This is a genomic window from Paracoccus sp. BR5-17 (assembly GCF_055693925.1).
Genome location: NZ_JBVFUV010000002.1, coordinates 137526 through 150071 on the forward strand (window position 1 = coordinate 137526; position 12546 = coordinate 150071).

Annotated in this window: 11 protein-coding genes; 4 read left to right on the plus strand and 7 right to left on the minus strand. The window is 72.3% G+C overall.

Annotation, left to right across the window (positions count from 1 at the left end; genetic code table 11):
• Nucleotide 1: 1 nt before the first annotated feature.
• Genes ACZ1HC_RS00805 through ACZ1HC_RS00830 form a run of 6 tightly spaced genes read right to left on the minus strand, consistent with a single transcriptional unit; the run spans nt 2 to nt 7456 of the window.
• On the minus strand, nt 2–1096 hold the full coding sequence (locus tag ACZ1HC_RS00805) for a CgeB family protein (protein WP_472698322.1): 1095 nt from the start codon (nt 1094–1096) through the stop codon (nt 2–4).
• On the minus strand, nt 1093–2181 hold the full coding sequence (locus ACZ1HC_RS00810) for a CgeB family protein (protein ID WP_472698323.1): 1089 nt from the start codon (nt 2179–2181) through the stop codon (nt 1093–1095). Before ACZ1HC_RS00810 ends, ACZ1HC_RS00805 begins: the two co-directional genes overlap by 4 nt.
• Nucleotides 2178–3278 (minus strand): CgeB family protein, encoded by a 1101-nt coding sequence (locus tag ACZ1HC_RS00815; RefSeq protein WP_472698324.1) that lies wholly within the window; start codon nt 3276–3278, stop codon nt 2178–2180. The genes ACZ1HC_RS00810 and ACZ1HC_RS00815 overlap by 4 nt, the downstream gene beginning before the upstream one ends.
• A gap of 1 nt (nt 3279) precedes the next feature.
• A complete protein-coding gene (locus ACZ1HC_RS00820) occupies nt 3280–4365 on the minus strand; it encodes a glycosyltransferase family 4 protein (RefSeq protein WP_472698325.1) in 1086 nt (361 codons plus the stop codon).
• Nucleotides 4362–6353, minus strand: a complete 1992-nt coding sequence (locus ACZ1HC_RS00825; RefSeq protein ID WP_472698326.1) for an SDR family NAD(P)-dependent oxidoreductase — start codon at nt 6351–6353, stop codon at nt 4362–4364. Before ACZ1HC_RS00825 ends, ACZ1HC_RS00820 begins: the two co-directional genes overlap by 4 nt.
• Nucleotides 6350–7456: an NAD-dependent epimerase/dehydratase family protein gene (locus ACZ1HC_RS00830; protein ID WP_472698327.1), complete on the minus strand. Its 1107-nt coding sequence runs from the start codon at nt 7454–7456 to the stop codon at nt 6350–6352. Before ACZ1HC_RS00830 ends, ACZ1HC_RS00825 begins: the two co-directional genes overlap by 4 nt.
• Before the next feature lie 245 nt (nt 7457–7701).
• On the opposite strand from ACZ1HC_RS00830, the gene ACZ1HC_RS00835 reads away from it, so the two are divergent.
• The 4 genes from ACZ1HC_RS00835 to malQ all read left to right on the plus strand — a co-directional run bounded on the left by ACZ1HC_RS00835 (nt 7702) and on the right by malQ (nt 11893).
• A complete protein-coding gene (locus tag ACZ1HC_RS00835; RefSeq protein ID WP_472698328.1) occupies nt 7702–8697 on the plus strand; it encodes an MDR/zinc-dependent alcohol dehydrogenase-like family protein in 996 nt (331 codons plus the stop codon).
• A complete protein-coding gene (locus ACZ1HC_RS00840; RefSeq protein ID WP_472698329.1) occupies nt 8688–9728 on the plus strand; it encodes a Gfo/Idh/MocA family protein in 1041 nt (346 codons plus the stop codon). The genes ACZ1HC_RS00835 and ACZ1HC_RS00840 overlap by 10 nt, the downstream gene beginning before the upstream one ends.
• Before the next feature lie 62 nt (nt 9729–9790).
• A complete protein-coding gene (locus ACZ1HC_RS00845) occupies nt 9791–9952 on the plus strand; it encodes a hypothetical protein (protein WP_472698330.1) in 162 nt (53 codons plus the stop codon).
• 144 nt (nt 9953–10096) lie between these two features.
• Nucleotides 10097–11893 carry a 4-alpha-glucanotransferase gene (malQ, locus tag ACZ1HC_RS00850; protein WP_472698331.1) on the plus strand — a complete coding sequence of 599 codons (1797 nt, stop codon included), beginning with the start codon at nt 10097–10099 and terminating at the stop codon, nt 11891–11893.
• On the opposite strand, the gene ACZ1HC_RS00855 is transcribed toward malQ, so the two are convergent.
• Complete coding sequence (locus tag ACZ1HC_RS00855; RefSeq protein ID WP_472698332.1) at nt 11890–12543, minus strand: restriction endonuclease; 654 nt, start codon at nt 12541–12543, stop codon at nt 11890–11892. The genes malQ and ACZ1HC_RS00855 overlap by 4 nt on opposite strands.
• Between the last annotated feature and the right edge of the window lie 3 nt (nt 12544–12546).

Sequence of the window (12546 nt, forward strand, 5' to 3'; positions counted from 1 at the left end):
TTCAGGGTTCGACGGGGGCGGCCTCGATGGCCCGGATCATCTCGCGCGCGCGGGCGCGGCCGGTATGGCCGGCCAGCACCACCTGCCGCGCGGCCTGTCCCAGCCGGCGCGACCGGTCGGGGTCGGTGGCGGTCAGGGCGCGCACCACGTCGTCGGTGCCCCGCGCGATGGCGATGGCCTGGCCGTCGGCGAACAGATCCCCCAGGCCCGGCCAGTCGTCGCTGATGACCGGCACGCCGCAGGCCCCGGCCTCGAACAGGCGGACGCTGGGCGACCAGCCCATGCGCCGCATCGCCGCCCGCGTGACGTTCAGCGTGAAGCGCTGCGCGTTGTAGAAGGCGGGGTGGTCGGCGGGGGGCAGATGGTCGATCCGATCGACATTGGCGGGCCAGTCGATGCCGGCGGGATATTGCGGGCCGGCCACCACGAAGCGCCGGTCGGGCAGGCGCCGCGCCGGTTCCAGCAGCAGCGCTTCCAGCGTCGGCTGGCGGTCGGGCGAATAGGTGCCCAGATAGCCCAGATCCCAGCGTTTCGGCAGGTCCAGCACGGGATAGAGCGTCTCGTCCACCGAACAGAACAGCGCCTCGGCCCGGCGGGCGCCGCGCCGGTCGCGCAGATGGTCCAGCACCGCCCCGCCCGAGAAGCTGAAATAGATGTCGAACAGCGGGATCTGCCGGGGCGCCAGATAGGCGCAGCTGCCGTCGTCCAGGGCCTGCATCGTCACCGGCGTGTCGATGTCGTAGAAGGTCAGCTGCCGCAGCCCCATGCCGGCCAGCCGGTCGATCAGCGCGATGCCGTCGGGGACGTAGGATCCGACCATCACGCTGTCGGCGCCCCGCAGCCGGTCGCCGTATCGCGCCAGCATCGCCGCCATGTCGTCATAGAGGACAAGCTCGCAGAAGTCCGGGTCGGGCAGGTCGCGATGGGGCGCATACCAGGGGGTGTCGCGTTCCAGAAACAGCACCCGGTGGCCCAGGGCGGCCAGGCCCTTGATGAGCGCGCGGAAGGTCGTCGCATGGCCGTTTCCCCAGGACGAGGACAGCGACAGGCCCAGGATCACGATGTCGCGGGGGCGGCCGGGGCTTGCGACGTTCATTCCGCGGCCTCCATGCGCCCGGCGCGGGCGCGAAACAGCGCGTCGGCCTGTTCGGCGCGGTTGGCATAGGTGTGGTCGGCCAGCACCCGGGCCAGGGCGGCGCGGCCGATCCGGGCGGCCCGGTCGGCGTCGGTGGCCGCCAGCAGGTCGGCCACGTCCTGCCCGTCTCGGGCCACCAGAACCTCCTCGTCCGGGGTCAGGAACAGCTCGATCCCCTCCCACTGGTCGGTGATGAGGCAGGCGCCCGCGCCGGCGGCCTCGAACACGCGGGTGGCGGGAGAAAAGCCGTTGGCGGCCATGCTGTCGCGGGCGACGTTCAGCACCATGCGCGGCGTGCAGTTCAGCGCGTTGTGGTCGGCGGTGCCGACATGGCCCAGCTTGCGGATGTTGGGCGGCATCGCCACGTCGCCCCAGCCCGAGCCGCCGATCAGGAAGGACCGGTCGGGCGACAGCGTGGCGGGCTTCAGGAAGAACTCGGCCACGCGGGCGTCGCGGTCGGGCAGGCGGTTGCCCAGGAAGGCCAGGTCGCAGGCAAAGCGCGGGTCGGGGGCCACCGGGAAATGCGTGTCGGGGTCGAGCGCGTTGTAGACCGGCACGCAGTCCCGCGCGCCCAAGCCGCGATAGGCCGCCACCACCGGATCGCCGCCGCCATAGGTCAGCACCAGATCCAGGTCGGGCAGCATCCGCCGCAGCGGGTGGTCGGGCGCGGCGCGCAGTTCGGCCAGCGTGGCGGGCGCGTCCACGTCCCAGAAGACGCGCAGCGCGCCCGGCCGCGCCGCCGCCATCACCCGGGTCAGCAGCAGGTCGTCCTGGAAGCCCACGCCCGAGGCCTTGACGACGATCCGGTAATCGGCGGCCTGGGCGGCCACCTGTTCAAGCGCCTCGACGGTGCCCTCGTAGACCACCACCCGGCACCAGTCGGGCGGGTCGATGTCGCGGTTGGCCTGGCGGTCATAGACGTCGGGCTCGAAGAAGGTGATGTCATAGCCGCGCGCGGCAAGCGCCCTGAGCATCCCGCGGTAATAGGTCGCCGCGCCGTTCCAGTAGGCCGAGAGCAGGCTGGATCCGTAGAAGGCGATCTTCATGCGCTTTTCCTTTCGCGGGCGGTCAGGGTGTCCAGGATGGCCAGCAGTTCGGCGGCGCGGTGGGCGCAGCTGTGGCGGGCGCGGATGGTTTCCAGCCCCCGCGCGGCCTGTTCGGCGCGCGCGGCGGGGTCGTTGACCAGCTCGCGCAGATGCGCGCGCATCTGATGGCCGTCGCGCGCCCAGCGGAAATCGCCCTCGCGGAACAGCCCCTCGGCGTCGCTCCAGGGGGCCGAGACCAGGGGAATGGCGCAGGCCAGGGCCTCGAAGGGGCGGATGGTGGGGATGCCGGGCAGTTCGCGCACGTAAGGGCCGCGCGGCACATGGACCGTGACGCGGTGGCGGGCGAAGGCTTCCGGGGCGCGGGCATTGGCGATCCAGCCGCCATAGGCGATGCCCGCATCCGCCAGTTGCCGCAGCGCGTGGTCGGGATAGCGCACGCCGCGCACGCTGGCGCGCAGCTTCAGGTCGCGGACCGGGCGGATCAGGAACTCGGCCAGTTCGGCGCTGCGTTCGTCGTCGCCCCAGTTGCCGATCCAGATCAGGTCGCCCTCGTCGGGGGCCTCGATCGGGCGGAACAGGGCGGTGTCGGCGGCCTCGTGCCAGGCGAAGACCTGCCGCCCCCAGCCCGCCTTCAGATAGCGCTCGCGCAGCGTCTCGCCGAAGGCCAGGATGCCGTCATAGCCGGACAGGTCGAGGCCGGCGATCTCGCCCTCGCGGCTGACGGCGCGGTGGTGGGTGTCGTGGAACAGCGCGGTGAAGCGCCCGCCGTCGCGGCGCAGGGCGCCGATGCGGCTGACCAGGGCCGGGTCGGACCATTCGTGGACCACCACCACGTCGGCCCCGTCCACCGCCGCCGCATGGTCGAAGTCCGGGCCGTAGATCCGGGTCCGCAGCATCGGGAAGGTGGCGTGGAAATCCTCGACCGCGCGGGGGCCGCCGTCTGCCAGCAGGTTCTGGCGGCTCCAGCTGTCCTCGGGCTCGAGGGCCAAGGCCTCGTGGCCCAGGGCCAGCAGCTCGCGCATCACGCCGCGCAGGAAATGCGCGTTGCCGTGGTTCCAGTCCGAGATCAGCGAGTGGGTGTAGAACAGGAAGCGCATGTCACCTCGTGGCGGCGCGGGGTTGGGGTTGGGTCAGCCGGGCATACAGATCCAGCATCGCCCGGCCCTGCGCGGCGGGCGCGAAGCGGCGCGACCGCAGCAGCGCGGCCTGCCCCAGGCGGGCGCGGTCGTCGGCGTCGCGGGCCATGGCGTTGGCGGCCTGCGCCAGGGCGCCGGGATCGGCCGGGTCGAAGAACCGCGCCGCACCGTCCCACAACTCGCGGAAGGTCGGGATGTCGGCCAGCAGCAGCGGGACCGAGGCCCCCGCCGCCTCGGCCACGGCCAGCCCGAAGGGCTCGTAGAGCGAGGGCGAGACGAACAGGCCCGCATCCCGCGTCACCGCCAGGGCCCGGTCGTGGGGCAGGGTGCCGGGCGCGGCCGCGTGGCGCGGCGCGAACCGCTGGCCGGTGGGGCCGTCCAGCGGACCCAGCATCGTCACCGGCCAGTCCATGTGCCGGGCGGCGGCGTCCAGGACCGCGCCGTTCTTGCCGTCGTCCCACCAGCGGCCCGAGGCGACCGCCATCGGCAGGCCGGCGCCGCGGCGCGGCGCGGAGGCCACGCCGTTGGGAACCACCGCCGCCGCGACGCCATAGACCCGCCGCAGCAGGTCGGCATGGGCCCGCGAGGGCGCGACCACGGCATCGGCGCGGGCCAGCCCGCGGGCGTTCAGGTCGCGCTGCCAGTCCCAGCCCCGGGGCAGGCCGCCGTTCCTGACGGCCAGGAACCAGGTGGCGACGCAGGAATGGCTGACCGCCAGGACCGGCAGGGGGCTGCGCAGGCCCGCGGCCTGGCTGGGCAGGTTCAGGTGGATCAGGTCGGCGCCGTGGCGGGCGGCGGCCTCGGCCACGGCCTGCGGCACATCGGCCAGGGCGGCGGCATCGGCCACCATCCAGTCCAGCGGCAGGCCGGTCCAGTCGAGGACGCCCAAGGCCTCGGCCTCGGTCCGCAGGTCGGGGCCGGGCGGGGGGCCGAAGCCCAGGAACACCGCCTGCGCGCCGCCCTGCGCCTGCAGGGCGCGGGCCAGATCCATCGCGTATCGCCAGATCCCGCCCGCCGCGTCCAGCGTCATCAGGACGCGGAGGCTCATGCGCGGACCCTGAGCGCCTGGGGTTCGGGAAAGCGGCGGTTGGCGCGCAGCCAGGCGGCCAGATCGGCCAGCCCCTCGCGCCAGCCGACGCGGGCCTGCCAGCCGGTCTCGGCGCCAAGCCGGGCGGTGTCGGCGACGAAATAGAACTGATCGCCCTGCCGCCAGTCCGAAAAGGTCAGGGGCACCGGATGGTTCACCAAGCGCTCGATCTCGTGCAGGACCAGCCTGAGGCTGACGGCATTGCGCGCGCCCCCGCCCAGGTTGAAGGCCCGGCCCGTCAGCCCTCCGATCCGGTCCAGCACCAGCCGGTAGGCCGCCACCGCGTCCGAGACGTGCAGGATGTCGCGCACCTGCTTGCCGTTGCCATAGACCGAGATCGGCTCGCCCATCAGGGCGCGGATCAGGAAATGCGCGACCCAGCCCTGATCCTCGGTCCCGAACTGGCGCGGGCCATAGATGCAGGACATCCGCAGCACCGCCGAGGGGATGGCGTAGCTTTTGGCATAGTCCAGCACATACTGGTCGGCCACGCCCTTGGAGCAGCCGTAGGGCGTGCAGAAGTCCAGCGGGCGGGTCTCGTCGATGCCGTTCTCGCGGATGCGGGGGTCGGCGGGAACGTAGCGGTCGTCGGTCTCCAGCATCCGCAGATCGTCGAGCGCGCCATAGACCTTGTTGGTCGAGGCGAACAGGATCGGCACCGGGCGGCCGGTGGCGCGGATCGCCTCGAGCACGTTGAGGGTGCCGCGGGCGTTCACCTCGAAGTCGTCCATCGGCGCGGTCAGGCTGGTGGTGACGGCGGTCTGCGCGGCCAAGTGGATCACCGCCTGCGCGTCGCGCATGGCGTCGCGCATCGCCGTCTCGTCGCGCAGGTCGGCGGGCATGGGATGGACGCGGTCGCCATGCCGCTCGGTCAGCCAGCGGAGGTTCTGGTCCACGCCGGGGCGCGACAGGTTGTCCACCACCACCACGTCGTGGCCGTCCGACAGGAAGCTGTCGGCCAGGTTCGAGCCGATGAAGCCGCTGCCGCCGGTGATGACCACCGGGCGCACCGCGCGCCCGATCGAGGGGGCGGCCAGATGCGTCACCTCGCGCAGGCGGGCCGGGCCGCCATCCATCAGCAGCCGGGCCAGCAGCTTGGGCTGGCCCTCGGCATCGACGGCGCCCATGTGGTAATGGCGCGGGTCGAACCACAGCCCTTCCTGCACCGCCACGTCGCGGGCCAGATCCTGCCAGCCATACCAGTAAAGCCGGTCGGCCGGCGCCTCGAGCGCGCGGGCGAAGCGGCGGGCCTGTTCCATCTGGTCGCCCCGCCAGGTCGAATAGCCGGTCTCGGTGATCCAGATTTCCGGCGCCCCATGGCGGGCCAGCACGGCCCGCATCTCGCCCAGGTGCATGTCCCAGCCCTGCCAGGCGCCTTCCTCGCTGTCCCAGGTGCCCGGGAACCCGTGAAAGCCCACGGCGTCGCACTGGGCCAGCACGCCCCGCTGGCCCATCAGGTCCAGCCACAGCGGATCGAAGGGGCAGGGGCCGCCCAGGACGGCCTTCCAGCCGCGCTGCCGGACCCAGTAGGCCGCCCCGCCGACCATCTCGCAGAACAGCTGGTATTCGTGATCCTCGCGCCAGTCCCAGTCCAGCAGGTTGTTGGGCTCGTTCCACAGCTCGATATGGCTGAAGTGGCGGCCGTAGCGGGTCAGAACGTGGTCGATGAAGTCGGCATAGTCCTTGAGCACGACGGGCGCGCCGGTGCTGCGGCCGTTGCGGGACTTCGAGGGCGGGGTGTAGTGGACGCAGGGCAGCAGGTCGATCTGCCGGCCCAGGGTGGGGATCAGCCAGTCGAACCACTCCTCGCCGCCCGGCGACAGGTATTCCGCCCAGCTGAGATGCGTGCGCAGGTGGCTGGCCCCCGACGCCAGAAGCGCGGGCAGCGCCTGTTCGACGCGGTCATGTTCGCCGGGGCGGAACCATTCGACGAAACCATAACCCTTCATGAAACGAGCCTCCGCTCCTCCAGTTGCCGGCGCATCTCGGCGCCGCGGTCCACCACGGCCTCGCCGCGCACCCAGGTCACGAACTCGTCCAGCGAATCCTCGAGCCGTTCCTGCGGCTCGAAGCCCAGGATCCGGCGCGCCTTGGCGATGTCGGCGAAGCAGTTGCGGATGTCGCCGGCGCGGTACTTGCCGGTGATCTCCGGCGTCAGGTCGGGCAGGCCCATCGCCTGCGCCAGCAGGGTGGCCACCTGCGTGACGGTATAGGCGTTGCCCGAACCGATGTTGAACAGTTCGCCCGCCGCCGCCGGGGTCTCGTAGGCCAGGCGGAAGGCGCGGGCCACGTCGCGGACATGGACGAAGTCGCGCCGCTGCTGGCCGTCCTCGAAGATCGTGGGCCGTTCGCCCGAGGCCAGCCGCGAGGCGAAGTTGGCCAGCACCCCGGTATAGGGGTTGGACAGCGCCTGTCCGGCGCCGAAGACGTTGAACAGCCGCAGCGCCACCGCCTCGACCTGATAGGCCTCGCCGAAGATCATCACCGCGCGTTCCTGGGCGTATTTCGTCAGCGCATAGATCGAGGCCAGATCCGGGCGCTTGTCCTCGCTGGTGGGGTGGGGGGTCAGCGCCGCGCCGTCGGGGGCCAGCGGATCCCAGTGGCCGGCGCGCACCTCGGAGGGCTTGCGGCGCACGGTTTCCAGCAGGCTGCCGTCCGGGCGCGCGTAATAGCCCTCGCCATAGACGCTCATGGAGCTGGCGACGACGATGCGCTTGACGGGATGGGCCAGCATCGCCTCGAGCAGGACGGCGGTGCCCAGGTCGTTGGCGGCGGTATAGCGGGCGATCTCGTACATGGACTGGCCGACGCCGACCTCGGCCGCCAGGTGGATCACGCCGTCGCAGCCTTCAAGCGCGCGGCGCAGGCGGTCGGGGTCCTGCACGTCGCCGCGCACCAGTTCCGCCCCCTCGGGCAGGCGGGGCTGCTGGCCGCCATGCACCTGGTCGATCAGCGCGTCGTAAAGGCAGACCTGATGGCCGCGGGCCAGCATCTCCTCGGCCACGTGGCGTCCAATGAAGCCGCAACCCCCGGTAATCAGCACCTTCGTCATTGATCGGTCCCTCTGCGTTCAACTGAACGTGAAGCCCAAGACCGCCCCTCGGGTTCCCGCAAAAAAGGCAAGACCGCTCCGGGGTTTAGGGGGCAGGCATCATGTTCATCATCAATGATGACTTCTTCTTCAACCTTTTCAGGCACTTCGCAGAAGGGGAAAGACAGGGGGAACATGGGCCATTTTCTGCCGTTTCTGCAAGGCGGAAGCGCGGCCCGGCCCGCGCCGGCGCCAGAGAGGTGAGGATGAACCAGTCAGCCAGAGATTTCACGACCCAAGCGGGGCAGATGCGCGCGGTCCGCCTGACCGCCCCCGGCCGGACCCAGGTCGAGCAGCTTCCCCTGCCCGAACCCGCCGCCGGGCAGGTCCGCATCCGGCTGGAGGGCTGCGGGGTCTGCGCGTCGAACCTGGAACCCTGGGCGGGCCCGGACTGGATGTCATTCCCGACCGAGCCGGGCGGGATGGGCCACGAGGGCTGGGGGCGCATCGAGGCGCTTGGGGCCGGGGTGGCGGACCTGCGCGAAGGGCAGCGCGTGGCCTTCCTGGGCCAGCGGGGATACGCCACCCACGAGGTGGTCGATGCGGCGATGGCGGTGCCGCTGCCCGACAGCATCGCCGGGCCGTTCCCGGGCGAGCCCTTCGCCTGCGCCATGAACATCTTCCGCCGGTCCGGCATCGGCCAGGGCGACCGGGTGGCGATCATCGGCATCGGCTTTCTGGGCGCGGCGCTGACGCGGCTGGCCGCCGATGCGGGGGCCGAGGTCATCGCCATCTCGCGCCGGGCCTCGTCGCTGGCGCTTGCCCGGCAGATGGGCGCCGCCCGCGCCATCCCGATGGAGGATCACCACGCCATCATCGCCCAGGTGTCCGACCTGACCGACGGCCGCTTCTGCGACGTGGTGATCGAGGCCGTGGGCAAGCAGTGGCCGCTGGATCTGGCCGGAGAGATCGTGGCCGAGGGCGGGCGGCTGGTCATCGCCGGCTATCATCAGGACGGGCCGCGGCAGGTGAACATGCAGAACTGGAACTGGCGCGGCATCGACGTGGTCAACGCCCACGAACGCCGCCCCGAGGTCTATCTGCAGGGCCTGCGCGAGGCCATCGCCGCCATCGAGGCCGGGCGGCTGGATCCGGCACCGCTGCTGACCCACGCCTTCCCGCTGGAGGCCCTGGACCGGGCGCTCGACGCCACCCGCGACAAGCCCGAGGGGCTGGTCAAGGCCTATGTGACATGCGCCTGAGCGCCGCCGCCGCCGCCGCCGCCGCCCCGCAGGCCCGGACCGCGCCGCGCATCGCCTTCCTGGGCCTGGGCTGGATCGGCCGGCACCGGATGCAGGCCATCTGCGAGGGCGCCGAGGTCGAGGTGGTGGGCCTGGCCGATCCCTCGGACGACTGCCTGGCGCAGGCCGCGGCCCTTGCCCCCGGCGCGGCCCTGGGGCGGACGCTGGACGACCTGCTGGCGGCGCGGCCCGACGGGGTGGTGATCGCCACGCCCTCGGCCCTGCACGCCGAGCAGACGATCCGCGCGCTTGACGCCGGCTGCGCGGTGTTCTGCCAGAAGCCCCTGGGCCGGACCGAGGCCGAGGCGCGCGCCGCCGTCGCGGCCGCGCGCCGCGCCGACCGGCTGCTGGCGGTGGATCTGTCCTATCGCGGGACGCGCGCCCTGCAGGCGCTGCGCGAGCAGGTGCGCAGCGGCGAACTGGGCCGGATCTTCGCGATGGATCTGGTGTTCCACAACGCCTATGGCCCCGACAAGCCGTGGTTCTACGACAAGGCGCTGTCGGGCGGCGGGCCGCTGATGGATCTGGGCGTGCATCTGATCGACAGCGCGCTGTGGTGCCTGGACTTCCCCGCCCTCGACCGGATCGCCGGCCGCATCTGCCGCGAGGGCAGCCCCGCCGTCCCCGAGGATCAGGTCGAGGATTACGCGACCGCCACCCTGACCACCGACAGCGGCGTGGCCATCGCCATCGCCTGTTCCTGGAAGCTGCACGCCGGGACCGAGGCGCGCATCGAGATGCATGTCCACGGCACCCGCGGCGGCCTGTCGCTGACCAACCCGGGCGGCGGCTTCTACGACTTCGCCGCGCATCGCCACGACGGCACCGCCACGCGCGAACTGGTGGGCCCGCCCGACGACTGGGGCGGGCGCATGGCCCGGGACTGGGCGCGCCGGCTGGCCGCCGATCCCCGCTTCGACCCCGAAGCCGAGCGGCTGGTGGATCTGTCGCGGGCGATCGACGCGATCTACGCCTCGGCCCGCGCCGGCTGAGGCGGGCGCGGGGCGCGGAACATCGGCGTCCGGCCGGCGTTGGGGGGGCAGGAGGACATTCCATGACCCGCGAGACCCCCAAGAACCCGAACCCCGCCACCGACCCGCCCCGCCAGCACGGCCAGGGCGACCACGAGGGCGTTCCCCATTCGCCCGAGGAGTTCGACGTGATGAACCCCGCCAAGACCGACAAGACCCCCGGGGCGCCGCAGGAAAACCAGTAGGCCCGGGCGGCCGCGCCCGGCAGGGTCCGGGCGCCTTCATCCCTTCCCGAAAAAAGCGGTTTCAGGCAGGCGGGGGCGGAACAATCGCCGCCGCCTGCCGGTTTTGACGGGCGGCCCGCAGGGCACCTGCACAAGGGGGACGTGATGGACGACATCGGCGCAAGGGCCAGCGACCTGGGCATCCAGCCCGAATACGAGGACATGGACGGCACCACGCACCGCGTCCCCGACAGCACCCTGGAAAAGCTGGTCGCGGCCTTCGGATCCGGCGCCGCGATGCGCCCGCAGCGGCTTGAGGCGCCCGCGGACGCGCGCTGCCATCTGCCCGACGGGCCGCGGTCCTGGGGCGTGGCGGTGCAGCTCTACCAGCTTCGCTCGGACCGCGACTGGGGCATCGGCGATCTTGCCGATCTTCAGGACCTGGCGGGCATCCTGGGGCGCATGGGGGCGGACTTCATCGGCCTCAACCCGCTGCACGCGATGTTTCTGGCCGATCCGGCGCGGTGCAGCCCGTTCTCGCCCTCGAACCGGCGCTTCCTGAACCCGCTCTATCTGGCGGTGGACCGCATCGAGGGCTTCGATCCCGGGCTGGCCGATCCCGAGGAGATCGCGCGCCTGCGCGACACCGACCTGGTGGATTACGAGGCGGTCGCGGCGCTGAAGCTGCGGGCGCTTCGGGCGCTGTGGGACAAGGCGGGGCGCCCCGACGCCTCGGACGCGTTCCGGCGCCGGGGCGGCGCGGATCTGGACCGGCACGCGCTGTTCGACGCGCTGTCGGCGCATATGGCCTCGTCCGGGCACGGCGCGGGCTGGGCGGCCTGGCCCGAAGCCTGGCGCGATCCCCGCGGCCCCGAGGTCGCCGCCTTCGCGCGCGACCATGCCGCGGACATCGCCTTCTATCGCTGGCTGCAGGACCAGACCGACCGGCAACTGGACCAGGTCCGCGACGCCTGCAAGGCCGCGGGCATGGCGATCGGGCTGTATCTGGACGTGGCGGTGGGCGAGGCCGGCGACGGGTCGGGAAGCTGGGGCCACCCGGACGTGCTGGCGGATGTGCGCATCGGCGCGCCGCCCGACTATTTCAACGAACAGGGCCAGGACTGGGGGCTGGCGCCGCTGTCGCCCGCGGCGATGGCGGCCTCGCGGGCGGCGCCCTTCGGCACGCTGATGGCCGGGGTGATGGCGCGGGCCGGGGCAGTGCGGATCGACCACGCCCTGGGCCTGTGGCAACTGTTCCTGATCCCCGAGGGCGCGACGGCCGACCAGGGCACCTATGCCCGCTATCCGCTGGACGACATGCTGCGCGCCCTGGCCCGCGCCTCGCAAGAAAACGGCGCCATCGTCATCGGCGAGGATCTGGGCAACGTCCCGCCCGGCTTCCGCGAGATGATGGAGGCCGCGAACATCCTGTCCTACCGCATCCTGTTCTTCGAGCGCGACGAGGACGGCGGCTTCCTGCCGCCCGGGGATTACCCCGAAAAGGCCCTGGCCTGCCTGTCCACCCACGACCTGCCGACCTTCCTGGGATGGTGGGCGGGCGACGACATCGCCCTGCGCGAGAAGTTCGGGCTGATCGGCGCCGACACCGCGCGCGAACAGGCCGAGGCCCGGCCCGGGGAACGCCGCGCCCTGGTCCGCGCCCTGGCCGATGCCGGCCTGCTGGACGACGACAGCCTGGCCGACAGCCCGCAGGCGCCGCTGGATCTGGTGGTGGCGGCCCACCGCTTCGTCGCCCGCACCCCGGCGCGGCTGATGGCCGTGCGGCTGGAGGATCTGGCCGGCGACCACCGGCCCGTGAACCTGCCCAGCACCGCCGACAAATATCCCAACTGGCGGCCCCGCCTGCCCGACAGGCTGGACCGCATCACCGGCAGCGAGGGCTTCGGCGCGATCATCGCCGGGATCGCCGCCGAACGCCCGGGGCGCGCGCCCGAGGCTTAACAAATCCGGCGCATCCGGGGGATGTCCCGGACATGCAGCAGATGCACCCCGGTCTTGCGCGACAGGGCCTTGGCGCTTTCGGTGTAGTGGCCCGTGGTGATGACCACCGCCGCATCGACGCGGTGATAGGCGCGGCCCGAGAAGGCCTCTTGCACGGCCTTGTTGCCGACCGCGCCATCGTAGCGCTTGCACTGGATGCCGATCTTGCGGCCGTCGCGCCGGGCGATGATGTCAAGCCCCTGGTCGCCCGATCCGGCCGTGACCACCGCCCGCCAGCCGTGCAGTTCCAGCCGCTGGGCGACCCATTGCTCGAAGTCGTGCCCGTTCCGGGGCAGCGACCCCAGGGCGGGCGCGGCGCGGCCCCGGCCTTGGCGCGCCTGTCGCGCGGGGGCCGCGGGGCGGGGGGCGGCGCGCGCGCGCCGCTTGACCCGGCGCCGCCTTGTGGCGGTGGCAAGGCGGCGGGGCAAAAACAGCCAGGGCAGCAGCAGCGCCGCCAGCACCATTCCGGCCTGCGCGGACGGACCCTTTAGCCGCACGCCGGCCGCGCCGCCCGCGAAGGTCGCCATCAGGAACCCGCCGATCACGATCAGCGTGGCCGACAGGACCGCGTAGCGGAACAGATAGAAGGCGGTTGCGAACAGGCGGCGCATCGA

Coding starts and splice junctions, on each gene's coding strand:
- ACZ1HC_RS00820 (WP_472698325.1), bottom strand. CDS start 4,365: ATGAGCCTCCGCGTCCTGATGACGCTGGACGCGGCGGGCGGGATCTGG.
- ACZ1HC_RS00810 (WP_472698323.1), bottom strand. CDS start 2,181: ATGAAGATCGCCTTCTACGGATCCAGCCTGCTCTCGGCCTACTGGAAC.
- ACZ1HC_RS00815 (WP_472698324.1), bottom strand. CDS start 3,278: ATGCGCTTCCTGTTCTACACCCACTCGCTGATCTCGGACTGGAACCAC.
- ACZ1HC_RS00855 (WP_472698332.1), bottom strand. CDS start 12,543: ATGCGCCGCCTGTTCGCAACCGCCTTCTATCTGTTCCGCTACGCGGTC.
- ACZ1HC_RS00845 (WP_472698330.1), top strand. CDS start 9,791: ATGACCCGCGAGACCCCCAAGAACCCGAACCCCGCCACCGACCCGCCC.
- ACZ1HC_RS00805 (WP_472698322.1), bottom strand. CDS start 1,096: ATGAACGTCGCAAGCCCCGGCCGCCCCCGCGACATCGTGATCCTGGGC.
- ACZ1HC_RS00835 (WP_472698328.1), top strand. CDS start 7,702: ATGAACCAGTCAGCCAGAGATTTCACGACCCAAGCGGGGCAGATGCGC.
- malQ (WP_472698331.1), top strand. CDS start 10,097: ATGGACGACATCGGCGCAAGGGCCAGCGACCTGGGCATCCAGCCCGAA.
- ACZ1HC_RS00840 (WP_472698329.1), top strand. CDS start 8,688: ATGCGCCTGAGCGCCGCCGCCGCCGCCGCCGCCGCCCCGCAGGCCCGG.
- ACZ1HC_RS00830 (WP_472698327.1), bottom strand. CDS start 7,456: ATGACGAAGGTGCTGATTACCGGGGGTTGCGGCTTCATTGGACGCCAC.
- ACZ1HC_RS00825 (WP_472698326.1), bottom strand. CDS start 6,353: ATGAAGGGTTATGGTTTCGTCGAATGGTTCCGCCCCGGCGAACATGAC.